The organism is Paenibacillus cellulositrophicus, from assembly GCF_009363095.1.
Lineage (GTDB): Bacteria > Bacillota > Bacilli > Paenibacillales > Paenibacillaceae > Paenibacillus_AQ > Paenibacillus_AQ favisporus.
In genome coordinates this window covers 1,556,578-1,580,508 of record NZ_CP045295.1, presented here as the reverse complement: position 1 = coordinate 1,580,508, position 23,931 = coordinate 1,556,578, and the positions used below count along the sequence as shown (strand labels likewise).

26 protein-coding genes and 1 other annotated feature are annotated in these 23,931 nt (G+C 54.2%); of the genes, 22 read left to right on the top strand and 4 right to left on the bottom strand.

What is annotated here, in order from left to right:
- Positions 1-22: 22 nt before the first annotated feature.
- The 21 genes from yhbY (at position 23) to GCU45_RS07160 (ending at position 16,664) form a co-directional block, all read left to right on the top strand.
- Entirely contained in the window at positions 23-313 is a 291-nt protein-coding gene (gene yhbY, locus GCU45_RS07260) for a ribosome assembly RNA-binding protein YhbY (RefSeq protein WP_076169735.1), read from the top strand.
- A gap of 15 nt (positions 314-328) precedes the next feature.
- Complete coding sequence (nadD, locus tag GCU45_RS07255; protein ID WP_145157954.1) at positions 329-931, top strand: nicotinate-nucleotide adenylyltransferase; 603 nt, start codon at positions 329-331, stop codon at positions 929-931.
- Positions 903-1,481 carry a bis(5'-nucleosyl)-tetraphosphatase (symmetrical) YqeK gene (gene yqeK, locus GCU45_RS07250; RefSeq protein WP_152398487.1) on the top strand — a complete coding sequence of 193 codons (579 nt, stop codon included), beginning with the start codon at positions 903-905 and terminating at the stop codon, positions 1,479-1,481. Before nadD ends, yqeK begins: the two co-directional genes overlap by 29 nt.
- On the top strand, positions 1,478-1,825 hold the full coding sequence (rsfS, locus tag GCU45_RS07245; RefSeq protein ID WP_076169738.1) for a ribosome silencing factor: 348 nt from the start codon (positions 1,478-1,480) through the stop codon (positions 1,823-1,825). Before yqeK ends, rsfS begins: the two co-directional genes overlap by 4 nt.
- Complete coding sequence (locus GCU45_RS07240; protein WP_116229462.1) at positions 1,822-2,742, top strand: CvfB family protein; 921 nt, start codon at positions 1,822-1,824, stop codon at positions 2,740-2,742. The genes rsfS and GCU45_RS07240 overlap by 4 nt, the downstream gene beginning before the upstream one ends.
- Before the next feature lie 48 nt (positions 2,743-2,790).
- The gene (locus GCU45_RS07235; protein WP_089548254.1) at positions 2,791-3,558 is read left to right on the top strand and encodes a class I SAM-dependent DNA methyltransferase; all 768 of its coding nucleotides are present in this window, start codon (positions 2,791-2,793) and stop codon (positions 3,556-3,558) included.
- Between the two features lie 179 nt (positions 3,559-3,737).
- A complete protein-coding gene (locus GCU45_RS07230; protein ID WP_152402873.1) occupies positions 3,738-4,457 on the top strand; it encodes a 3-ketoacyl-ACP reductase in 720 nt (239 codons plus the stop codon).
- Between the two features lie 346 nt (positions 4,458-4,803).
- Positions 4,804-5,652 carry a PHP domain-containing protein gene (locus GCU45_RS07225; protein ID WP_152398486.1) on the top strand — a complete coding sequence of 283 codons (849 nt, stop codon included), beginning with the start codon at positions 4,804-4,806 and terminating at the stop codon, positions 5,650-5,652.
- A 13-nt stretch (positions 5,653-5,665) separates the two neighbouring features.
- Positions 5,666-6,307, top strand: a complete 642-nt coding sequence (locus GCU45_RS07220; protein ID WP_152398485.1) for a DapH/DapD/GlmU-related protein — start codon at positions 5,666-5,668, stop codon at positions 6,305-6,307.
- Between the two features lie 22 nt (positions 6,308-6,329).
- Positions 6,330-7,031: a GntR family transcriptional regulator gene (locus tag GCU45_RS07215; RefSeq protein WP_145947435.1), complete on the top strand. Its 702-nt coding sequence runs from the start codon at positions 6,330-6,332 to the stop codon at positions 7,029-7,031.
- 58 nt (positions 7,032-7,089) lie between these two features.
- Positions 7,090-7,515, top strand: a complete 426-nt coding sequence (gene phnG / locus GCU45_RS07210; RefSeq protein ID WP_152398484.1) for a phosphonate C-P lyase system protein PhnG — start codon at positions 7,090-7,092, stop codon at positions 7,513-7,515.
- Positions 7,516-7,528: 13 nt separating this feature from the next.
- Positions 7,529-8,137 carry a phosphonate C-P lyase system protein PhnH gene (gene phnH / locus GCU45_RS07205; RefSeq protein WP_152398483.1) on the top strand — a complete coding sequence of 203 codons (609 nt, stop codon included), beginning with the start codon at positions 7,529-7,531 and terminating at the stop codon, positions 8,135-8,137.
- Positions 8,125-9,273 carry a carbon-phosphorus lyase complex subunit PhnI gene (locus GCU45_RS07200; protein ID WP_152398482.1) on the top strand — a complete coding sequence of 383 codons (1,149 nt, stop codon included), beginning with the start codon at positions 8,125-8,127 and terminating at the stop codon, positions 9,271-9,273. Before phnH ends, GCU45_RS07200 begins: the two co-directional genes overlap by 13 nt.
- On the top strand, positions 9,264-10,127 hold the full coding sequence (locus GCU45_RS07195; RefSeq protein ID WP_152398481.1) for an alpha-D-ribose 1-methylphosphonate 5-phosphate C-P-lyase PhnJ: 864 nt from the start codon (positions 9,264-9,266) through the stop codon (positions 10,125-10,127). The genes GCU45_RS07200 and GCU45_RS07195 overlap by 10 nt, the downstream gene beginning before the upstream one ends.
- Before the next feature lie 17 nt (positions 10,128-10,144).
- Positions 10,145-10,969, top strand: coding sequence for an ATP-binding cassette domain-containing protein (locus GCU45_RS07190; RefSeq protein ID WP_425281270.1), 825 nt, complete (start codon positions 10,145-10,147; stop codon positions 10,967-10,969).
- Positions 10,956-12,242, top strand: coding sequence for a phosphonate metabolism protein PhnM (gene phnM, locus GCU45_RS07185; protein WP_280117552.1), 1,287 nt, complete (start codon positions 10,956-10,958; stop codon positions 12,240-12,242). The genes GCU45_RS07190 and phnM overlap by 14 nt, the downstream gene beginning before the upstream one ends.
- On the top strand, positions 12,190-12,936 hold the full coding sequence (locus GCU45_RS07180; protein WP_152398478.1) for a phosphonate C-P lyase system protein PhnL: 747 nt from the start codon (positions 12,190-12,192) through the stop codon (positions 12,934-12,936). The genes phnM and GCU45_RS07180 overlap by 53 nt, the downstream gene beginning before the upstream one ends.
- A 185-nt stretch (positions 12,937-13,121) precedes the next feature.
- The gene (locus GCU45_RS07175) at positions 13,122-14,180 is read left to right on the top strand and encodes a phosphate/phosphite/phosphonate ABC transporter substrate-binding protein (protein WP_152398477.1); all 1,059 of its coding nucleotides are present in this window, start codon (positions 13,122-13,124) and stop codon (positions 14,178-14,180) included.
- Positions 14,181-14,228: 48 nt separating this feature from the next.
- Positions 14,229-15,017: a phosphonate ABC transporter ATP-binding protein gene (gene phnC, locus GCU45_RS07170; RefSeq protein WP_152398476.1), complete on the top strand. Its 789-nt coding sequence runs from the start codon at positions 14,229-14,231 to the stop codon at positions 15,015-15,017.
- Complete coding sequence (locus GCU45_RS07165; protein ID WP_244364594.1) at positions 14,989-15,795, top strand: PhnE/PtxC family ABC transporter permease; 807 nt, start codon at positions 14,989-14,991, stop codon at positions 15,793-15,795. Before phnC ends, GCU45_RS07165 begins: the two co-directional genes overlap by 29 nt.
- Positions 15,792-16,664 carry a PhnE/PtxC family ABC transporter permease gene (locus GCU45_RS07160; RefSeq protein WP_425281269.1) on the top strand — a complete coding sequence of 291 codons (873 nt, stop codon included), beginning with the start codon at positions 15,792-15,794 and terminating at the stop codon, positions 16,662-16,664. Before GCU45_RS07165 ends, GCU45_RS07160 begins: the two co-directional genes overlap by 4 nt.
- Before the next feature lie 128 nt (positions 16,665-16,792).
- On the opposite strand, the gene GCU45_RS07155 is transcribed toward GCU45_RS07160, so the two are convergent.
- Positions 16,793-16,951: an asparagine synthase gene (locus GCU45_RS07155; RefSeq protein ID WP_076169753.1), complete on the bottom strand. Its 159-nt coding sequence runs from the start codon at positions 16,949-16,951 to the stop codon at positions 16,793-16,795.
- A 424-nt stretch (positions 16,952-17,375) separates the two neighbouring features.
- On the opposite strand from GCU45_RS07155, the gene GCU45_RS07150 reads away from it, so the two are divergent.
- The gene (locus tag GCU45_RS07150) at positions 17,376-18,989 is read left to right on the top strand and encodes a type 2 periplasmic-binding domain-containing protein (protein ID WP_152398475.1); all 1,614 of its coding nucleotides are present in this window, start codon (positions 17,376-17,378) and stop codon (positions 18,987-18,989) included.
- A 102-nt stretch (positions 18,990-19,091) separates the two neighbouring features.
- On the opposite strand, the gene GCU45_RS07145 is transcribed toward GCU45_RS07150, so the two are convergent.
- The 3 genes from GCU45_RS07145 to GCU45_RS07135 all read right to left on the bottom strand — a co-directional run bounded on the left by GCU45_RS07145 (position 19,092) and on the right by GCU45_RS07135 (position 23,461).
- Positions 19,092-20,066: a phosphotransferase enzyme family protein gene (locus GCU45_RS07145; RefSeq protein WP_152398474.1), complete on the bottom strand. Its 975-nt coding sequence runs from the start codon at positions 20,064-20,066 to the stop codon at positions 19,092-19,094.
- A gap of 73 nt (positions 20,067-20,139) precedes the next feature.
- Entirely contained in the window at positions 20,140-21,003 is an 864-nt protein-coding gene (locus GCU45_RS07140; protein WP_152398473.1) for an AraC family transcriptional regulator, read from the bottom strand.
- A 157-nt stretch (positions 21,004-21,160) separates the two neighbouring features.
- Positions 21,161-23,461 carry a helix-turn-helix domain-containing protein gene (locus GCU45_RS07135; RefSeq protein ID WP_152398472.1) on the bottom strand — a complete coding sequence of 767 codons (2,301 nt, stop codon included), beginning with the start codon at positions 23,459-23,461 and terminating at the stop codon, positions 21,161-21,163.
- Positions 23,462-23,639: 178 nt separating this feature from the next.
- Positions 23,640-23,875 (top strand) — a binding site (T-box leader).
- The last annotated feature ends 56 nt before the right edge of the window (positions 23,876-23,931 follow it).

Sequence of the window (23,931 nt, the reverse complement as noted above, 5' to 3'; positions counted from 1 at the left end):
GATTAAGGAGTTTTGACATTTTATGTTAACAGGTAAGCAAAAACGCTATCTCCGGTCCCAGGCGCATCATTTGGACCCGATTTTTCAAGTCGGCAAGGGCGGAACCAACGACCAGTTAATCCGTCATATCGTCGAGGCCATTGAGAAGAGGGAGCTGATGAAGGTCAGCATTCTCAACAACTGCTTGGAAGACAAGCACGAAATTGCCGAGGAATTGGCCGAAAAATCGGGCTCTGAACTGGTGCAGGTGATCGGCAGCACGATTATTTTATATAAAGAATCCAAAGATCATAAGCAGATTGAATTGCCATAAGCGGGAGGGATCAGCATGAAGGTAGGTATCATGGGAGGTACCTTTGATCCGATCCACATCGGACATCTGCTCGCTGCCGAAGCGGCCCGGGACACGTTCGGACTGGACGAGGTTTGGTTTATGCCCAGTCATATTCCGCCCCATAAGGAACAGGCGGGAGCTACTGGCGAACAGCGTCTCGGCATGGTCGCCGAAGCGATTGCGGACCATCCCTGCTTTCGGACCCTCGATATCGAAATCAGAAGAGGCGGGGTTTCATATACGATCGACACGGTCAAGGAAATCCGCAGCTCGTTTGAAAACATCGATTTTCATTTCATCATCGGGGCCGATATGGTCAATTATTTGCCGAAGTGGGAGGGCATTGAGGAACTGGTGGAGCTGATGAGCTTTATCGGTGTCGGGCGTCCGGGCTCCACGCTGAACTTGGACGCGCTCCCCGCTTATTTGAAGGGAAAAATTCTACTGGCCGACATGCCCCAGGTGGACATCTCGTCGACCGAAATCCGGGAAAGGCTGGCCACCGGACACTCCATTCGTTATATGGTGACAGACAGTGTCTACGACTATATCAGAAGGAGGGGAATGTATGGCATTCAGCCGCGAAGAACTGATTAAAGCCGTGTCCGGACAAATGCCGGCCATGCGCTGGAAGCACACAGAAGGCGTGATGCAATCCGCCGTCATACTTGCGGAGCGTTACGGAGCGGACCCTGTTAAGGCCGAAACGGCGGCGATTCTGCACGACGTTGCCAAATACTGGCCTGTGAAGCAAATGGAAGCGATTATTAAGGAAAATGATTTGTCCAAGGATCTGCTGTTTTACGATAAGCCGCTCTGGCATGCCGAAGTAGGTGCTTTTGTAGCGGAACGGGATTACGGGATTACCGATCCTGAAATTTTGGATGCGATCCGGTATCATACCTCCGGCCGCATTGGCATGACCCTGATGGACAAGGTCGTGTGCCTGGCGGATTACATCGAACCGGGAAGGGATTTTCCGGGCGTGAATAATATCCGGGAACTGGCCAACCATAGCCTTGAAGAGGGATTGATCGCCGGACTGGACTCCACGATCAGCCTGCTTATCTCCCGCCGTCAGATCATTTACCCGCTGACCGTATTTGCCCGCAATGATCTTATTAAACAGTTGGAGGCGAATGTATGACCTTGAAACCTGAAGAATTGTTAAATCTGGCCGTAGCTGCCGCTGAAGATAAAAAGGCCATGAACGTCGTGGCACTCGACCTGCGGGGGATTTCCCTCATTTCCGACTATTTCGTCATCTGTCACGGGAATTCGGATACCCAGGTCCAATCGATCGCGACCGAAATCCGCAAGCGCGTGCATGAAGCTGGTCTCGAAATCCGCGGCGTGGAAGGAATGGATTCCGCACGCTGGGTGCTGATGGACCTGGGCGACGTGATCGTGCACATTTTCCACCGGGATGAACGGGATTATTACAACATCGAGCGCCTGTGGTCGGATGCCAAGGTCGTGGAAACCGTATGAGTCCGATTGCAGGAACGATTCAAACCTATGAGGTGATGCGCGAAGTATCGCCTTACGGCTATTTTCTCGATGCCGGCGGACAAGATGTGCTGCTCCATTACACGGAGCTGACCCGGAAGATCGAGCCGGGCGAACGCGTGGAAGTGTTTATTTTTTACGATACGGAAGACCGGCTGGCGGCTACGATGAAAAAGCCGTATTTGACCTTGGGCGAGATGGCGAAGCTGGTTGTGGCCGACGTGCATCCGAGACTGGGATGCTTCCTCGAAATGGGGCTAGGCCGTCAACTTCTGCTGCCGATTCGCGAGCTTCCGGAATTGAAGGAGCTGCATCCACGGGTCGGTGACTCGGTGTTCGTCATCATGGAGCATGACAAGCAGGGACGGCTGCGCGCGAAGCTGGCCGGCGAACAGGAGCTATCGCAGCATACGTTCCAGGCGCCGCAGTCCTGGGTAAACCAGTGGTTCACCGCCACGGTGTACCGCCCGCTGCAGATGGGAACGTTTGTAATCGTGGACGGGGGAGTGCTCGGCTTCGGCGCCATCGGCATGATCCACTCCTCGGAGCGAACCCGTATGCTGCGTCTGGGCGAAGAGCTGCAGGTGCGGGTCAGTCACATTCGTGAGGATGGACGCGTCAACCTGTCCATGGCGCAGCGCAAGGAAGTTGGCCGGGATTTGGATGCCGACCGCCTGCTGGCGTTCTTGAAGGAACGTCCGAACGGAGGCATGCCGTATTCGGATGCGACGCCTCCGGACATTATCAAGCAGCGCTTCGGTATCAGCAAGTCGGCTTTCAAGCGCGCAATCGGCAAATTGATGAAGGAAGGTCTTATCACACAGAAGGAGAACTGGACTTATCTGGTTCAGCCGGAAAGTTCCAAACCGGAAACGGGGGGGAACGCCGATCCGTCCTAACAGGGCTGGGAGGATTTTCGGAACGTTAACAGAAAGTGCGGTGTCATCATGTCCTCTTACAGAAAATTTGCATACGTTTACGATGAACTGATGGAAGATATGCCGTATCCCGATTGGCTTCGGTTTGCAAGACAGGCCTGGGAAAAATACGGCATGCCGAAAAGTGTGGTAGAACTGGGATGCGGCACGGGCAGCATCACGATTCCGCTTGTGAACTCGGGGTTCGAAGTGACAGGGATCGACCTGTCGGCGGACATGCTGTCCGTAGCAAGGCGGAAGATGGAGAAGACGCCGCAGGGCAGCCGCCTGTTTCGGGAGGGCTCCATCCGCTGGGTGCAGCAGGATATGCGCGCCTGGGAGCTGCCCGAGCCCGTCGATGCGGTCATTTCATTTTGCGACTGCATCAGTTACCTGCTGGAAGAAGCCGATATCGTCGCGACCTTTAGACAGACCTATAATGGGCTGAAAGAAAAGGGGATCTTCGTGTTTGACGTGCATCATCCGAATACGATCATCCGCTATGACGAGGAGCAGCCGTTCGTATGGGACGACAAGTCGGTTTCGTACATCTGGACCTGCGACCTGGACGCGCCGCGGTGCGAAATCGAGCATCATTTGAGCATCTTTGCGAAGGAAGAAGACAGCGATTTGTACCGCCGCTTTGAAGAAGTGCACGTGCAGCGGGGCTATGATCCGAAATGGATGAAGAGCGAACTGCTCAAGGCCGGATTCCGGGACGTGCAGACCTATGCCGACTTTGAGTGGGTGGAAGCGGACGACGAGGCGCAGCGGCTGTTTTTCGTCGCGGTCAAATAGGCTAAGAACTCATGTCCTTGCAAAGCATCTGGTCTATATTGGAGAGGATGCTTTGCGGGATTTTGCCTCGGAACGAAGGTTCCGGGGCTATTTGCGGCTAATAGTATAATGGGAGCTGCCTAACTGAGGTATCGTCTTCAACAAATTCAAACAGAAACGGAGAGAACATGATGAGTTTGATGGATCTACAAGGAAAAACGGCGGTCATTACTGGAGCGGGCAAAGGAATCGGCTTGGCGATCGCTGAGCTGCTGGCCAAAGAAGGCGTGAATCTGGGCCTCATTTCCCGCACCGCCTCCGATTTGGATGCGTTGAAGGCTTCGCTGGCCGGCGAACACGGCATCCGTGTTGCGACCGCAGCGGCGGACGTATCGAAACGGGAGGAAGCGGAAAGCGCGGTGAGTGCGCTGAAGGCGGAGCTCGGCACGATCGATATTCTGATCAATAACGCGGGCATCGCTTCGTTCGGGACCGTACTCGAAATGGATCCGGCGCAGTGGGAACAAATTATTCAGGTGAATCTGATGGGTACATATTACATGTCCCGGGCCGTCCTGCCGGACATGGTGGAGCAAAACAGCGGCAGCATCATCAACATCTCCTCCACAGCCGGTGAAAAAGGCTTTGCCACAGGCTCCGCATACTGCGCGTCCAAATTTGCGGTCATGGGGCTGACAGAGTCTTTGCTTCAGGAAGTGCGCAAGAACAACATCCGCGTCGTTGCGCTGACGCCAAGCACCGTCAATACGGCGCTGGCCCGCGACAACAACTTGAAGATCGGCGATGAGGACCGCATGATGCAGCCGGAAGACGTGGCTGAGCTGGCGCTCGCCACGCTGAAGCTGCCGCAGCGCGTATTTGTGAAATCGGCCGGCATCTGGACGACCAACCCGCAATAACAATATTGTACGGACTGTAAGCCTGTCTCTTATGGATCGGAAGCCGATCTGCTAAGAGGCAGGCTTTTTTTGGCAGGAACCGATTTCGATGTACCGCAAAGTACCTGAATATGAATATTGCAGCACAGTCCCACCAAAGTGGGGCTTTTTTTGTGCGAAAAAGCTTGAGACGAGGCAAAATTTACGGTTACGGCGTTTTTTTTACAGAAGCTTTACCGTGCCTTAACCCTTGCAACTTGGCACCAAGTTAGACTGTCACTACAGACAGCCGAAGCGATGCAGCGGGCGTGAATCATCGGTTGTGGCGGCGGTTGTCTGCTTATCCAAGATAAGGTGGTGCTGAGCGATCAAGACGGAACTGCATTGTCATACAACCATTTCGGACGGTTCGTATTCATTTGAGGAATTAGCCGAGGCGGCATTGAATGAGAACATTGGCGTGCTGGCGGTCACAAACCACGATACGACAAAGGGTCTTGTCGCCATGCTGGAACGGGGAAGAGAGCTTGGCCTTGACATGATCCCGGGGATCGAAATATCAGCCTATGACATGGAAAGAAGCAGGAGGGTTCATATCCTGGGCTATTTCATCGAGCCGGGACATCCGGCTCTGGAGCAGGTATGCACCCCGATGATCCACAAGCGGCATGAAGCTTCCCGTGTGATGGTCGAACGCCTGATTGAGGCGGGGTACAGCATCACCTGGGACCAAGTTCTGCGGTATGCGGATGGGGGAACCGGCGTTTACAAGCAGCACATTATGCACGCGCTGATCGACAATGGCTATGCCAAATCCATATATGGTGAGCTGTACAAAAAGCTGTTTTCCCGCGGAGGAAACGGAGAGGAGCCCGGCATGGCTTATGTCCGGCTGGACTACCTCCATGCCCGAGACGCCATTGAGGCCGTCATTCAGGCCGGCGGGGTGCCGGTTTTGGCTCATCCGGGCCAATACGGCAACTTTGATTATGTCCGCGAGCTGGTGGGCATGGGACTTCAGGGGATCGAAGTGTGGCATTCGCTGCATGGTGCCGATGATGAGGAGCGGGCCATGGAATATGCGCGCCGTTACGATCTCGTCATGACCGGGGGTTCTGACTTCCATGGGTTTTACGGGGAGAAGGAGGTCCGGCTGGGAAGCAAAGATCCGGGCATTTCCTGCGTCCAAGAGCTCAAGAAGCGCAGACCGAAGTAAAGGGGGAACATTCATGGAAAAGCATTCGATTCATCGCCCTGCGGAAAGTAAACGGCTGAGCCCGGATCCTGATATCCACGAAAGCGCGCATATTCTTCACAGCACGTTCGGATTCTGGACCTCCGTCGGACCAGGCAATCAAATCATCGAATCCGACATCGGGGATTACACCTACACCATGGACGACGTGACGATCAACTACACGGAAGTCGGTAAATATACTTCGATTGCCTCGCATGTATGCATCAATCCGGTGGATCACCCGATGGAGCGGGTTACACAGCACCATATGACTTACCGGAGAAGAGATTACGGTTTTGCCGCCACCGATGACGAGGCGATTTTCAACCGGCGGCGGGGCAACCGGGTAACGATCGGGCACGATGTCTGGATTGGTCACGGCGCGATCATCATGAAGGGGGTCCATATCGGCACCGGAGCGGTGATCGGATCCGGAGCTATCGTCACCAAAGACGTCGAACCGTATGCCATCGTCGTCGGCGTTACGGCCAAACCGGTCCGAAAGAGATTTTCGGAGGATGTCGTCGCGAAGCTCCTGCAGATCGCCTGGTGGGATTGGCCGCGGGAGGTCATCCAGGAGCGGTTCGAAGAGTTAAACGATACGGCTTCCTTTATCCGGAAGTACTGGGTTTAAAAGAGGAGGGTGAGCGTAAGGGATGCATGACGAAATGGAGATCATGGATAAGCTCATAGCCGATATGGAGGCAGGCATCTATGAGCCGGATGACAAGCTGCCGTCGGAGAACGATTTGGCCAGGCTGTTCAAAGTGCCACGTATGACTGCCCGGAAAGCTTACGAGAAGCTGCAGGACCTGGGGTATGTGTACTCCAGGCAGGGCAAGGGCAGCTTTGTCCGCGACCAGCATCAGCGCATCCCGCTCCTCTTTTCGGGCAACGAAAGCTTCAGCCGGAAGATGATCCACATGGGGTATGATTATCAGTCACGCAACATTTTTTGCGATCCCATCGAGTATAACCACAAAGTGTATAAAGCGCTTGAAGCGCAGCCGGAAGAGCGGGTGTTCCGGATTGGCAGGCTCCGTCTCATCGACAACCGTCCGATTGCGATTCACGCGTCGTATGTGGCGGAGTCGATGTTTCCGGACATCGGACGGACAGGCAGGGACATTACCTCGATGTTCGATTTCTACCGGGGAAAAGGGTATACGGGGTTCGAGTCGATGAAGACGCTGCTCAGCGTGACCTATCCCGGCAGGAAAGAAAGGGAGCTGCTCGCCTGCACCAGCCTCATTCCACTGCTCGTTGTGGAGACCGGCTGTCTGGACAGCCAGACGAACAAGCCGCTGGAATATACGAGAATTATGTACCGGAGCGACTACTTTACGTACGAGCTCTAAAAGTGCGTGTTCAAAAGCGGATTTTTTGAACAATCTCAAACAGGGAGGCCGGGAAGGGATGAAACGAAGACAAAGGACTGAAATTCTGGTTGAAGGCTCCAGGGAACTCGCCGCCCGTATGGCGCAGGCTATTGCTGACCGTTATGAAGTGAAGCTGGTCGAGCAGCCAAGCCAGGGACTGGTCATGGTCAAAGTGAGAGAGACCGCCAAGCGTAGCTTGTTCTATCTGGGGGAAGTGCTGGTGAGCGAATGCAAGGTGCAGGTCGAAGGCAGCATGGGCATCGGCGTGGTCAAAGGGCATGACCATGAGCTTGCCTATCAGCTTGCACTTATCGACGCGGCGTATCAGGCTGGGCTGCAGGAGACCCGGGCATGGGATCAGGCGCTGCTGGATGAAGAAGTCCGGATCGCTGCCAGGCGCAGCCAGGCTTTCGCCGAGATCGCCAAAACGAAGGTCGATTTTGAAACGATGGATGTGGATTAGGGGGGAGAGAGCGATGAACTTCGACGCAGTTCATGATATACAGCGTGCCTACCGCAAAGTGGTGGATTCCATGTCGAGACCCGGCTTGATCTCGGATCTGACGGCGGAAGCGGCCAAGGCCGATGGCCAGTGGGGAGGTTTACCCGTCACCTGGGTGATCGCATTGATGCTGCTGGATACGGAGGTTACGTTCTGCATTTGCTCGCAGCGGGAAGCGGAGCTTACGCGGCTCCTGAACCAGCTGACCTTCGCCGTCCGGACGGAGCCGGAGAAGGCGGATTACATTTTTGTCCTGTACGACGCGAAGGAAGGGGATTTGCTGAAGGCTCTGCAGGGCGCCAAAGTCGGAACGCTGGCCGATCCGCATGCCTCTGCCACCGTGATCGTGGAGTTGGAGGAGCTGTCCGGAGACTTTGAGCTGAGCCTCAAAGGGCCGGGTATCGAGGATGAAAGCTTTGTCCGGATTCCGCTGGCTCCCGGTTGGCTGGAGGCGCGGGCGGAGAAAAACGCGGAGTATCCCCTGGGAATTGACATGCTGGTCGTCGACAAAAACAACAAGCTGCTGTGCCTGCCCCGGACGACGCAAATCGAGGAGAGGGAGGTGCTTCTATGGGATATGTAGCGGTAAAAGGCGGAACGCTTGCGATCGAGGAATCCTTGAAGCGGATCAAATTCGAACGGACCAAGCAGGGAAAGGTACTGGACGTCACCCGCATCGAAGGCGGGATGAGAGGGCTGATCGATCAGATCATGTCGGAGAGCAGCCTGTACGACGAAACGCTGGCGGCGCTGGCGATCAAGCAGGCGGAAGGAAGCCCGGAAGAAGCGGTGTTTCTGCTGAGGGCCTACCGCTCCACGCTTCCCCGGAAGCATTATTCGCGAGCGGTGCACACCCGCGAGATGAGGGTGGAGCGGCGGATCTCCGCGAGCTTCAAGGACATTCCGGGCGGGCAAATTCTCGGCGCTTCGGTCGATTACAGCCACCGGCTGCTCGACTTTGACCTGATGCATGAAACGGACGAAGATGCTGCCCGGTGGCTGGAGGCTTTTGCGGGTGAGCTCGGAAGCTTTCCGGAGGCAGGCCGACCGCCGGAACTGATGAAAGTCATGGACTATTTGATCGAGCAGGGGCTCATGATCAGCCCTGCGGACGACAACACCGAACCGGATGATGTGACGCGCCGAAGCATCACGTTTCCGGCCAGCCGCAGCCAAAAGCTGCAGGTGCTGACCCGGGGCCAGACCGGGACGGTTACCTCGCTCGCATACGCGGTCATCCGCGGATACGGCGTATCGCATCCCACCGTCGGCGAGCTGCGGGTCGGGCGTGTGCCGGTGTGCATTGACGATCCGCTCGGATCCGGTGAAGATGCTGAGGACAGCTATTATATCGGCGAAATCAAGGTAACGGAGGCGGAAATGCTCATGTCTGCCGCGGTGGCGAAGGAGCAGGGCGGGAAGGAATTATCCTTTGAGATTGGCTACGGGCTCTGCTACGGGCAAAATGAGACCAAGGCGATTGCCATGGGCATTCTGGATCACAGCCTGGAGCAGGGAGACAGCCGTTTCCCGACCCAGGATCAGGAGTTTGTACTGTACCATATCGATTCCGTGGAATCCACCGGTTTCATGTCCCACTTGAAGCTGCCGCATTACGTCACATTCCAGTCCAAAATGAACGACGTGCGGAAAACGAAGACGACAGTGACGACGCCTAAGGCGGACGAAACGGAGGAGGTGAAGGAGCTGTGCAAATAAACTACAATTTCGCGTTTTTCGACGAAAGCTCCAAAAGGGAAATCCGCCGAGCGACGCTGAAGGCGATCGCCGTTCCGGGGTACCAGGTTCCTTTTGCATCCAGAGAAATGCCGATTGCCAGGGGATGGGGAACCGGCGGGCTGCAGCTCACCCTGTCATTGGTAGGTCTAGACGATATAGTCAAGGTAATTGACCAAGGTTCCGATGAATCCGTCAATGCTGTCAGCATCAAGAAGCTGGTCCAGAACACGACGGATATCCGTACCACGGATGAAACGGCGAAGGCGACGCTGATTCAATCCAGGCACCGCGTTCCGGAGATTCCGCTTCGGGCGGGTCAAATTTTGGTGCTGCAGGTGCCCATGCCGGAACCGTTGCGGATGTATGAACCGCGGGAGGCTGAGACGAAGAAGCTGCACGCCGAAAAAGAATACAGCGGCGCCTGGCTCATGCTGTTCGAGCAAATCATGAATTACGGCAGCATGACGACCGGCGCCGATCACCCGGTGATGGTCCATGACCGTTATGTGATGGCACCAAGCCCGATCCCCAAATTCGACAATGCCAAGCTGAATTCCTCTGAAGCGCTCATTCTGCTTGGGGCCGGACGGGAAAAGAAGATCTACGCGGTGCCGCCTTACACCAAGGTCGTATCTCTTGATTTTGAAGACTACCCGTTTGAGACGGAGTCTTTTGAAGACCGGTCCTGCAGACTGTGCGGATCCACCGGCGTGTTCATGGACGAATTGTACGATGACGCCAGCGGCACGGCTTATTTTCAGTGTAATGATACGAGCTACTGTTTGGAGCGGATGAATGAACAATCGTGGCGGGAAGGTGCTGAAAGCCGATGATCCAGATGGAACAACCGATGATTTCCGTACAACATTTAAACAAGCAGTTCGGGCCCGGCTGCCCGCACTGCATGAATCCGGCCAGCCGGAAGCTTTACAAAAACTTTTGCACCGTCTGCCATACCGTGTACTCCTGCCAAGACGTATCGTTTGACCTGTATCCGGGAGAAATCATCGGGGTGGTGGGAGAAAGCGGCAGCGGAAAATCCACCATGATGAGATGCCTGTACTTTGACCAAGAGGCGACGAGCGGCGAAGTCTATCTTCAGGCGTACAAAGACGGTATCCGAAACCTGTTTGCGGAGTCGACGCAGCAGAAGCGTTATATCCGGAATCACCTCATGGGAAAAGTGTACCAGAACCCGATGCTCGGTCTGCGGATGGATTTCACCTCCATCGGCAACATTGCGGAGAAAATGATCGCTGCGGGCAGCCGCCGCGTCTCCGAGATGGAAGATCGGGGCATGGAGCTGCTGGAAAAAGTCCACATCCCGCTTCACCGCATCAAGGAAGCGCCTAAGCATTTTTCCGGAGGAATGCAGCAGCGGGTCCAGATTGCCAAAGCGTTGTCGAACCGTCCTCCGGTGCTGCTGCTCGATGAGGTGACCACCGGCCTCGACCTGTCCGTTCAGGCCAGCGTGCTGGATCTGATCAAGGCGCTGCAAAGGGAGCTTGGCATCAGCATTGTGCTCGTCTCCCATGACCTCGGCGTGGTCCGGATGCTAGCCGACCGGACGCTGGTCATGCTTGACGGGAAAGTCGTGGAGGAAGGATTGACCGATCAAATTTTGGAGGACCCGCAGGAAGCTTATACCCAGCAGCTGGTCCATTCCCTGCTCTAGCTTATTTTCGAAGGAGGAGTCGCCTTTGTATCTCATTACGAACGCACGCATCATTACGGAGGAAGGGGTTCTGAGCGGATACGACCTGCTCATTCAGGGGGACCGCATCGGCAGAATCGCCCCGCATGGCGTCATTGCTGTGGATACGCAAACGGAAGTCTTGGACGCCGCAGGCGGGTATCTGTCCCCGGGGTTCATCGACATTCATTCCGATTACATCGAGCATATGGCTGCCCCGAGGCCGACATCGCTGATGGATTTTCGTCTGAGCCTCCGGGAAACGGAAAAGGAGCTGATCACGCACGGCATTACGACGATGTTTCATTCCTTGTCCATTTTCAGGGGGTCGGAGTACAAATACCGCCCGATCCGCGAGCCGGAAAACGTGCGTAAGCTGCTGGAGCTGATCGAGGAATCGCATACGAGCCAGCACTTGGTACGCCACCGTTTTCACGCGAGGTTTGAAATCGATAACCTGCTGGAGGTGGACAATCTCAGAAACTACATCGCCGAAAAGAAGGTTCACCTCGTTTCCTTTATGGACCACACCCCCGGCCAAGGACAATACCGGGATCTGGAGATTTACAAGGCCACGGTGAAGGGCTATGACGATATGACCGACGAGGGGATCGACGAGTTGATCCGGAAGCACCAGAGCAAGGAGAAAATGACGATCGAAGGCATCCGCGAAATTGCCGAACTGGCACGGGAAGCCGGAATCGCGGTCGCTTCGCATGATGACGACTCTCTCGACAAGCTGGAGCTCGTCCAGGGCTTCGGCGCAACGATCAGCGAGTTTCCGATTACGCTGGAGATTGCCCGGCGGGCCAAACAGCAGGGCATGTACACCGTGGCCGGTGCGCCGAACGTCATCCTTGGCGGCTCGCACAGCGGGAACTTGTCCGCAGCCGAAGCGATTCGGGAGAAGAGCATCGACATTTTGTGCAGCGATTATTATCCGGCGGCGCTGCTTCACGCGGTATTTTACCTCGTGGACCGCTGCGGGCAGGAGCTGGCCGACATGTTCCGCCTGGTGACGCTTCATCCCGCGCGGGCCGTCAATCTGGATCATGAAATCGGCTCGGTGCGCGAGGGGAAAAAAGCGGATCTGATTCTGATCGAGAAGATCGACGGGGATTTCCCGGTCATTACGGCCGTTTTTGTGGACGGGAAGCTCATTCAGAGAACCCATTACAGGGATCATGAAGGGGGTAAAGGGATTGAACAGTCTGCTCACGATCGAACACTTGTCCAAAACGTTCACTCTGTATAACCTGGATCAGCAGATCGAGGCCGCCGCAGACGTCAGCCTGCATGTGAACGAAGGCGAATTTATCGGTATTACAGGCAAAAGCGGGAGCGGGAAGTCGACCGTCCTCCGCTGTATTTACCGGACCTATCTCCCCCAGAAAGGGACCATCCGGTACCAATCTGCAGCGTACGGTGAAATCGATCTGGCTTCCGCGCCGGACCGGGTGATGATCGACCTGCGAAAGCGGGAGATTGGCTACGTCTCGCAGTTTCTGAACGTCATGCCGCGGACGACCGCCCGTGAGCTGGTCACGCAGGCTCTGCTGGAAATGGGCAAGGATCCGCACCAGGCTGCCAGGGAGACAGCGCGCATGCTGGATCATTTTGAGCTGGATGCCAAGCTTCGCGACAGCTATCCCGCCACGTTCTCCGGGGGGGAGAAGCTGCGCCTCAACATCGCGAGAGCGATGGTGAAGCGGCCCCGACTGCTCCTTCTTGACGAGCCTACCGCCAGTCTGGACCATGCCTCCAAGGTCAAGGTGAAGACGCTGATCGAGCAGCTGATGCACGAGGGAACGACGATGCTCGGGATCTTTCACGACTTGGAATTTATGGAGGGCTTGTGCAGCCGCCAATACCACATGCAGGACGGCCGGTTTCATGAAGGCGGCAGGCCGGAAGCGGCAGGTCGTTTCTTAATAGATCAGAAAGTATAAGTTTTGGAGCCTTGGCTTCCTAATCTCGAAAGAAAGACTTCCGCTAAACGCGGTCTGTCAACTTTGAAGGTACGGCGATAGACGTTTTTCTTACACAAACATGTCCCCCCGTTAATCTTCTGCTGACCGTTCATCTTCATCATAAAATTGTATCCCATTATCCCAGGAAAAAGGGGCGCTGAACCATGAAAAGATCGATTTCACTTCTCTTGATGCTGATATTGGCTGTGGCCGTTGCCGGATGTTCTTCAGGAGCGGCTTCATTAGGCCTGAACGTTGGCGGCTCGAAGAACAAGGACACCCTGACGATCGTGTGGTATCCGAACGAATCCGCTGCGGATTTGAAGGATGCGCGCGACGAGGTCGGAAAGATCGTGGAGCAGGCTACAGGCAAAAAAGTTGAGCATAAGATGACGACCGATTACAACATCGCCATCGAGGCGATTGCAAGCGGAAGCGCGGACCTGGCCTATATGGGCCCTCAGGGTTATGTGGAAGCAAGAAACAAGACCGAGGACGTGAAGCCGCTCTTCACCAACAGCGGGGAATCGGGCACGCTGTATGACGCCGTATATTATTCCTGGCTGAACGTTCGAAAAGGCGACGAAGGCGAGTTTAAAAGAGGGGACGGTTTTACCCTTGACCCTCTTCCCGGGAAAAAGTTTTCCTTTGTGTCGAACAGCTCGACCTCGGGATTCAAGGTGCCGTCTGCAGGCATCATCAGCTATTTTGGAAAGATGGACAAGTACAAGGACTTGAAGGAAGACGATTTGATGCAGGGCGGCAAAGATAAATTTTTCAGCGACGTTCTGTTTGGCGGCTCCCACCAGGGTTCCGCGGTAAATCTGCTGACGGGCAAGGCGGACGTTGCTGCTTTTTGCGATACTTGCGTATCCAATTACGTTGAGCTGGCGGACGGAACGGCCAACAAACCCGGAGCCGTCTATAAAGTAAAGGATGGCGCTGCCGAACCATTCAATACGCTCGCCGGAAAAGAGTTTGTCGTCGTTTCGGTGACGCCAGTTCTCAACTCCCCGTTTGTGGCGAACACGAAAATGGTGAGCGAGGATGAGCAGAAGAAGATTACCGAGGCGTTTACTTCCGATGACGTGACGCATAATCCGAAAATTTTCCTTCCCAAAGATTCCAAAGACAGCGGGCTGTTCAAGCAAAAAAGCGGGAATGAACGGTTCCTGCCGGTCGACGACGCCTGGTTTGAACCGATCCGCGAGCTGTCCAAATAACCGGCAGCCGGCATATGAACTCCATACCAAACCGCCTGGAGGTGTACGATGACTGCGTTATTGGAATTCAAGCATGTGTCCAAGCAGTATGGGTCTGAAACACGGGCATTAACGGATGTAAGCTTCTCGGTGAGGAGCGGGGAATTCGTATCGATCATCGGCCCCTCGGGGGCCGGGAAATCAACGCTGCTCCGGTGTATCAACCGCATGATCGATGCCAGCAGCGGAGAAATATGCATCGAAGGCAAAAATGTGCTGGAATTTCGCAAGAAAGAGCTGAAGCGGATGCGGACGAGCATCGGTATGATTTTTCAGCACTACAATCTGGTAGACCGGCTGAGCGTGATGGAAAATGTCCTGCACGGCCGGCTCGGCTACAAATCCACGCTTGCCGGCATGCTGGGGCTGTACCGTGAAGAGGAGAAGCAGCAGGCGTACCAAATTCTCGGCATTCTCGGCCTGGAAGAGCAGGTCTACAAGCGCTGCGACCAGCTCAGCGGGGGACAGAAGCAGCGGGTCGGCATCGCCAGGGCGCTGATCCAAGGGCCCAAAATGCTCCTCTGCGATGAGCCGATCGCTTCCCTGGACCCGAATGCATCCAAGGTGATCATGGATCATTTAAGGCACATCTCCACGAATTTGGGCATCACCGTGATCGTCAATCTGCATCAGGTGGAGACCGCTCTGAAATATTCCGACCGGATCATCGGGGTCAATCAAGGGAAAATCGTCTATAACGGAACGCCGGGACAAATGACATCCGAAGAACTCCAGCGAATTTACGGAAGCGAGAGGAGAGACACGCGTGCTGATCAAGGCGAGACGCAAGCAGGTTGACTACTTCACGGCCAAACGTAGGCATGCGTATTTGTTTTGGGGGCTGCTTCTGCTTGTTACCTATGCTGCAGCCGTACTGACCCAGTATGATTTCGTCCAGGGGCTGAGCTCCATTCCGGGCGCATTGGTTTGGGGCGTCACCCATTTTTACCCCAATGCCGAATCTCTGGCCAAGTTTCCCGACGTTCTCCGCACGCTCGTCGAAACGCTGCTGATGTCCATCGCCGCTACAACCGTCGCTTCAGTGTTTGCGCTCGTGTTTGCCCTCTTGGGCTCCCAGACGATCGGCGTCCATGCCGGGATTAAGCTGGCCAGCCGTTCGATCGCAACCGTATTCCGGAATATCGATGTCACCGCGTGGTCGATGATCCTTCTGTTTTCCTTCGGGCAAAACGTAATGACCGGTTATTTCGCCTTGTTCTTCGGCTCGTTCGGGTTTTTGACCCGCGCCTTCCTGGAGTCCATCGATGAGACGGGAAGCCATTCGGCGGAAGCGCTGCGGGCAACCGGAGCCGGTTATATTTCCGTCATTTGCCAATCCGTCATCCCGGCTGCGCTGCCCCAGCTTATCAGCTGGATCCTGTTCATGATCGAAACGAACATCCGCAACGCGACACTGATCGGCATTCTGACCGGCACCGGCGTTGGGTTCCTGTTCAATCTGTACTATAAAAATCTCGATTACAACGCAGCCAGCCTGATTGTATTCGTAATCGTGATCTCCATATTGGTCATCGAATTCACCTCGAATTATATCCGAAAGGTGATGATCGGATGAGCACCGAGGCCGTCGACAAGATGATTGCCGCCGAGCTCCATCTCCGTCCGGACCGAAGACTTCCGGGCATCCCGCTTAAGAAGCCTTTTAGCAAGACCGCTTTAACGATCAGGCTGACCCTCATTGGGCTAAGCCTGCTGACCGTTCTCGCCTTCGTCAGCTTTGACTACAAAGGGATCCAGGTCTTTCAAGGCATCTACGCCACGCTGTTGAACCTGAAGACGATGTTTCTGCAGCCCCGTTTGCACCATTTCACCTTTGACGCGGCTTTGTTCGAAGTGCTGATTACGCTGGGGCTTGCTTTTCTTGCCACCTTGTTCGGAGCAGTTATTGCGCTGTTTCTCGGCCTGTTCTCGGCCCGCAACCTGTCCTCGCCGATCGCGTCCGCTGTCATTAAAGGCCTAGTCGCGTTCATCCGCGCGGTGCCTACGGTCATGTGGGTGCTGATTTTTGCCGTCGCAGCAGGTCTTGGCAGCGTCGCCGCCGTCATCGGCATGACTTTTCACTCCGTCGGTTATTTGATCAAAGCCTACTCGGAAGCCTTTGAGGAGATGGACAAGGGCACGATCGAAGCGCTGAAGTCCAGCGGTGCGAACTGGTGGCAAATCGTGTTCCAAGCCGTCATTCCGTCCTCCTTATCCTATTTGATGTCCTGGACGCTGCTCCGGTTCGAAATCAACTTCTCCGTGGCGGTTGCAATGGGAGCGGCCGCGGGGGCAGGGGGGATCGGCTATGATATGTTTATGGCCAGCGGCTTTTACTTTGATCTGCAGGAAATCGGAGCGATCACCTATTTTATTCTGGGCTTTGCCATTCTCCTCGAAATCGCCGCAAACCGTGCAAAGCGGAAGCTGATGCAGGGAAAATAACAGCAGCCGCAAGGCGTGCGTCCCATTTGGGATCGGCCGCTTGCATAAATAAAGAACCTTGGACAGAGGATGTCCAAGGTTCTTTGTGTCCGAAGCGCGTAACGCTTGCGGACGGTCCTCCAAACGGATTACCGGTGTTCGATCAGATCGATCGCACCCAGTACGATGTGGGCCAGACCGAATCCGACAATCCCCGTGGCGGCAAGCTTATACTTGCTGCCCAGCAGTGCGGCGCCGGAAGCGGTAACTACAGTTCCAAGAACGGCAGGAATCATTCCTTCACGCATGACGACACTCCTTTGGCTGTTGGTTTGGATAGACAAGGGTTATTTTTGTTTACCGTCCGGCGAATTATTCACCGTTGGCTAACATTGGGAAGGCGGAATTCAGGCCGATATGTAGATTTTCCCAATGGCATATTTGACATACTTGCTATACAATGGCTTAGCACTGTTATTTTCCGCATCCCTGTTAAACATTGGAGTTTGTATACATATTCAACATATCAAAAATAACATATTTACGCGAAACCGGCCTGTTACTACACTTTTTGTAAACGCTAACAAACAAAGCGCAGCAGCAGTCGATACCATCCTTCACCCAGAGCTGCGGAGAAAAAGCGTGGAGTAGGCTTTAGTCCGAATTCAAGGGGGGAAACTCCGAAGGGCCAACGTAAAGCCGCGCACAACAATGAACAGGAGGAATCATCTGATGAGAAAAAGTTTAAAGCCTTGGGCCATCGTACTGTGCCTGTCTATGGTCGTCTCGCTGCTGGCCGCATGCGGTTCCGGCTCGAAAGATAGCGGGGACGGCGGTCAAGCCTCCGGCTCGGCGGATAGTGTACACAAGGAGGGCTTCCCGATCGTCGATAAGCCGATCACGCTGTCGGTATTTGCGCCTGACGTGGGCAGCGCCAAGTGGGATACGATGCAGGTATTTAAAGACATGGAGAAAATGACGAACATCAAGCTCACATTCCAGACGGTTCCGGTCGACAGCTTCGAGACCAAGAAAAATCTGATTTTTGCGAGCGGCGACCTGCCGGATATTTTTTACGCTTCGGCTTTGACGCCGGCTGAGCAAGTGACATACGGAAGTCAGGGAACGCTGATTCCGCTGGAAAAGCTGATTGATGAATATGCGCCGAACATCAAGAAGCTGCTGGACGAAAATCCGGACGTGCGGAAGTCGATCACGACCCCCGACGGTCATATTTACGCCCTGCCTTACGTGGATAAAGGCGCGGTATGGTACAAGAGCCCGCTGTACTATAACGGCAGCTTCCTCAAGAAGCTTGGCGTAACCAAGCTTCCGGAAACGCCGGACGAGCTGTACGATTACCTGAAACGGGTCAAGACCGAGGATCCGAACGGCAACGGCAAGGCGGACGAAATTCCGCTCACGTCGACCAAGCTGAAGGATATCCGTGTGCAGATGCTGGGCTTCTGGGGCATCTACGATGAGGTGTATTATGCCGACAAGCAGGGGAAAGTTCACTACACCCCGCAGGAGGAAGGGTTCAAGGAGTATCTGACCTTCCTGAACCGGCTGTGGAAGGACGATCTGCTTGACCATGAAACGTTCTCTCAGACCGACGACCAGAAGAAGGCCAAGGGCAAAAACAATCAGGTGGCCTTGTTCAACGACTGGCTGCCGTACTTTATGCTGGGCGGTGAGCCGAACACCGACAACCCGTTCATGGAGCCGCTGAAAACGGGCTTCCCGGACTCGCCGGTCGTGGCCAAGAATTCGGGAATTTCGAAGAACGGAACGTTTGCCATTTCGAGCACCAACCCTGCTCCGGAGGCAACGATGCGCTGGGTGGACTACCAGTACAGCTTTGAAGGTTCTACGCTGTTCAACCAAGGGCCAGAAGGCGTGCTGTGGAAATACAAAGACGAGGCAAACCACGTCAAAGAATGGCTTCCGGTACCGGATGGAGGCGACCGCGAAAACTACCGCGGCAAGCTGACTCCGAACTACGGCATCACGACGCCGGGCGTCAGCCTTCCGGAAGTGAGCAAGGGACTGCGTTCCGACATCGACGAGTGGGTCGAAAAGGAGAACCAGGAGAAAATTTTGCCGTATGCCAAAGTGCCGTATCCGAACGTATTCCTGACGGAAGAGGAACAAACCGAGGTGACTTCGCTGCTGTCGGACCTGAACAACTATGTCGAGCAGATGGAAGCCAAGTTTGTGACCGGACAGGAGCCGCTTTCGAACTGGGACAAGTATAAAGCCCAGGTGAAGAAAATGGGCGGAGACCGCATTGTAGAAATCTACCAGGCTGCCTATGACCGCTGGGACGGTCAGGAATCCAAGTAGATCAGCAGTGAGTTCTGCAATGCACAAAAAAGAAAGGTCGCCGATATGGCGGCCTTTTTTTTAAAGCACGAATTGAACTAAAATGACGACAACCATTGCGTTTTATTCCCAACATGGCGTGCCTGTAAATAAAAAACCTTCCCCATTTAGATACCTGCCAAATTCGCGAGAAGCACACTTTTTCGCATGCGTCGGCAATCCATGCTTCGATTCAGGCATACCAAGAGCGTTCCTCATCCCGATTAGCACGAGCGAAATAAATAATGCTTCGATTTGGGCCACATACTCATTGGGCAGCGGAAAGTGCTCTCCGTACCAGTCTATGTACTGTTGTCTGGCAGTGGGATGAATAAAGGTACATGTGATGGCCAGGTCAGTGAGAAAAGGACCGAATCCGCACGCGCCAAAGTCAATGGGATTGGCAGCCCCATCTGCAAACACGATATTGGGAGGAACGATATCTCCGTGCAATACACCCCAAGTCAACTTGTTTTTAGGGAGTGTGTCCAGCAAAGCCATCGCTTTTTCCCCGGCGGCTTCAAGAATCTGAACATCATGTGCATCTAATAACCCTTCCCGCACCTGCTGCTTGAGCAGATCCAGAGCATTCTGTATGCGTTCACGATGAACCGTTGGACGGATAAAAGACGAAGGGGGCTGCCACATACGGGCATGCTGATGCAAAGCTGCCGTCATTTCAGCGGTGGACTTCAATTCCTGATCGCTGGTAAAGTACTGTTTTTGCTTGCCTTCCACCCAACTGAGCATCGTACAACTTATATCGTCCACTTGTGTAACATAAGAATCCAGCCGATTACGTTTTGGCACAGGGAGGGTGAGATGGGTATCACGGTTAAGCGCATCCAGCCATACCAGCTCAGAATCCAGCACATCCCGGCGCGTCCACATGGTTTCAAGCGTACTGATTTTAGATTTGTGAACACGTAGGCTGTACAGCAGCCCATGATGATCTTCAATTTTGAAAACCGCGGCACCGCTTTGTGCTACGGGCGACACGGATACAGCATTTATATCGTACTGAGCAAGCGCATGCTGCGCGATGATTGCAAGATCCATTCGATTCACACCTTCTAAAGGAAATAGCCCCTAACTCCGGGGGATTGATATGATACTGCGCTCTAGAGCTGAACTACAGCTTAACGACAGGAATCCAAACCTCCATTTCGTACATGTTGTTACCGCGATCGTAAGTCATTTCAAATTCGGGACCGTTTGCAGCTTCGTAATGAGAGCTTGGAAACCACTCGCCCCAGATCCGCCGCCACAATCCATGAATGTCATTCTGTCCACTCGGATTGATTCCGGTTGAAAAAATCGCATAAGACTGAGGGGGGATTTGGAGCTTTTCAAATCCTTCAGGCAAGCCGCTTTGGGGTAAAAAGTAACCGATCATGTACGAAAGTTGTTCTCCTTGCTTGTTGTATAAAACCGCATGGAGCTGGCCGTGTTCGCCTAAACCTGCGGCAGCGCGGATTCGTTTGACCGTTCCATCGGAAATACACTTTTGCCAAAACGCGGGTATTTCGATAAACGGATTCTCGCCGTCGGCATGGATCACAGTCGAAACGCCGAACATTTCAAAGGCAGGTTTTCCTTCCATTCTGTAGTTCATCTCGACATCTCCGCGAATCGAAATGTGAAAGGATAACCGAGGATAAGCCTTAAGCGACACACCGTTGTCGCGCGCAGCCTTTGGCATGACACCGTGCATTTTTTTGAACGCCCTGGAAAATGCCTCGGGTGATTCGTAACCATACTTCAGTGCAATATCGATCACCTTTACACCACCGGATTGCAGTTCAAAAGCGGCAAGGGTAAGCCGTCTGCGCCGAATATACTCGGACAGCGAAACGTTTGTGATGAACGAAAACATGCGTTGAAAATGGTAAGCCGAGCAGCAGGCCGTTCCAGCCACTTGGTCATAGTTGATCTCTTCCGACAGATGCGTTTCGATGTATTCCAACGCATGATTCATGCGTTTCAGCCAATCCATACAGATCATCCCTTCAACATTAATTATATGGAGTGCCGAAAATAAAGCCTTGCATTCCATGCACAGAAATATCAGGTTTTCCGCCTTGCCTTACCACACACGCATCGCATCTTCCTAAAAGAAAAAACGAACAGCTGAACAAATCAGCTGTTCGTTGTCAGTCCTGGAGCATTTCGCCGAGCAACACGCCGTCCGGATGGTTCAGCTTGCGGAATTGTCCCGGCGTGTAGCCGGTTTCCTTTTTAAACTTGCGGATAAAATTCGGGGTGTCGGCATACCCGACCCGGCCGATGATTTCCTTGAGCGGTTCCTGGGTCGTCACGAGCAGCCGCTTGACCTCCTCCATCCTTTTCTGCCAGATGTACTGGGTAAAGTTCAGCCCCACATTTTCCTTAAACGTCCGGCTGAAATGCGAAGGAGAAATTTCAAACAGATCCGCCAGGCTCTCCAGGCTCAGGCTGTGATCCATAAAGTGCTGGTCAATATAGCCGAGCATCTGGTCCTTCAGCGAGCTCTCCTTATGCTTGGTCTCCTGCTGTACCTGCGTGCAAATATGGGAGGCCAGCTTCCTGAGCTGCCCCTCGAATTCATCCAGGGACTGAAAAGCGCTGCTGGTCGGAATCTCCTGCGTAATATGGTGGATGCCAAGCTCCGAGGCGGTCTTCAGCATCGTATTGAGAATGTCAAAGCAGATGCAGCGGGAGAGCAGCGGTGACGGGCTGCCCTCTTTCAGGCTCGTCATCGCTTCGCCGATCATGTGGGCAGAGACGTCATGGCTGCCCTGTTTCAAGCTTTGGGACAGCTTCAGCAGCACGTTTTTCGGAATCCAGAAGGCTTCCTCGCTCGCCGGCGCCAGTTTTTCAAAGAACGTAATACCGCCTTTCTCCGACGGAGTATGGAATTCCAGTGCCGAGCAGGCTTCGATAAACGACTGATTGAGCTGCCCCGCCTGTGAATATCCGGTGCCGACGCCCATGATGGGGTTAAAGTCGAACGCCTCCAGGATATTGCTGCGGACGGCATCGACGATCCGGCTCATATGGATGAAGCTCTCCATCGCCGGGTGCGGGTCAAAGCAGACGATCAGGGCCATCTGGTCCCTGCGCGGGAGCTCCACGCTGTAAGCGGATGCCCGGAGCCCGGGGATGTCCACTTCGGCTAGGAGGGAAGCGAGCGTCTGCCAATCCTGGTAATCCTGGGAAAGGTCAGCAAGCTCGCCTCGTTCCATGGCGATGACAAAAAACTGCGAACGGTCAAAACGGATATTAAAGGCTTCCAGCAGATCCGGCTCGAGCTCCCGGTCTTCACCCTGCTGGAGCAGTCTCAGCAGAAGATGGTTCCGTGCGTAAGGTTCCTGCAGGTCGGCACGGGAGCTGTATTCCTGCAGCGCTGAGCGGATATGCTCCAGTTCATTGCCCGGAAGGAGCGCATCTCCCGTTCCCCGGTCGTTTCTGGACTTGGAATTGGCGAAATCGACCAGGGCCGAAATCGGGTGATATTGTCTGCGGGCCAGAAGCAGGGCGATGCCGATGCCTGCCAGCACCACGATGCTGAACAGCATGATGATAAAGCTGCGGATGTGCAGCACGCTGCTGAAAAACTGATCGCTTGGCATCAGCGTCACATACGTCCAGCCGTTCATGTCCGATTTGGTGGACACGACGGAATGCGCTTTTCCGCCCAGCTCCACGCTGTGAATGCCCGGATCGAGGGAAAACAGATGTCCCGTGTCCAGGCCGTTGATCGTTTCACCGTGATTGTTGGCGGCCAGCACCTGTCCGTGGTTGTCAAAAATGTACGCCAGCCCCTTGTAGCTGCCCAGAATGGAATCGATCAGACCCGTGAGCTCCGACTCATCGATCAAATACATGACCGTTGCGTGGGGATTCGGGCTGTTCGGCGTAATCGGCACCAGGTAGGCAAGCAGCGACTGCTGCCTGTAAGTGCCCCGGATCACCCGGTCCGCCGGACGCATGGTGGGAAAGGACACGTCGTTCAAATCGCCCACCAGGCTGTCTTTGGACCAATTCTGGAATATGTACTTCTCGCTGAACACGTCCAGGCTGCTAAGTCCCTGCGAGGAGTAAATCCGGTCGTCATGATGAAAATATAAAAATACATCTCCAATGATGGAGCTGGTTGACTTATATTGATCCAGAGCGTCGATCGCCTCCCGGGAATAGAACGGATCATGGACCCGGTAAGAGATCAGGCGGTCGTCGTAGGCGATCCTTGAGGCGATGTCGCCGAGCTCCTTCATCCGGCCGTCGACGATGCTTTCCGCCTGCGTCAGCTGGTTCAGATGGCTTTGCTCGATTTCCTCCCGGAGGTTGCCCGCGGCGCTTTGATAGATGAAGACGGTTACAAAAACGAGAGGAAGCAGCAAAATAAACAGATAAGACCATATATATTTTAAAAATAGCTTCGATTTCAAGTACCTTCTGAGGTTACGCTTCAAACTTTCCGCCTCCCTTTGGTTTAATCATAACAAAAAATTCCCTATCGGACATGGAATAATTCCGGCTGGCGGGTTTTTTGGAGGGAAAAGCAGGGCTTGTCCGTCAGGCTGGATACGTTGACTCGATGGATTTTTTTATATATAATATGGTTCAATGTTTCAACCATGAAAAACTGCAAATGAAGCGATGATAAGGGGTATTAGTTCCAGGGATGTCATACAGAGAGCCGGCGGTGGGTGCAAGCCGGTTGACGATTTGGGATGAACTCGCCTTTGAGCTATGATGTGAAGCGCGTGCAGAACGCGTCAAGGATCATCGATTCACCCGCGTTAAGGGTGCAAAGGGAGCGGGGATAAAGCATGTCCTCCGCTAACTAGGGTGGTACCACGGGAATCAAACCTCTCGTCCCTAGCGATGATACGCTATGGATGAGAGGTTTTTTTGTTGCAAACATGAAAGACGAGCGCCG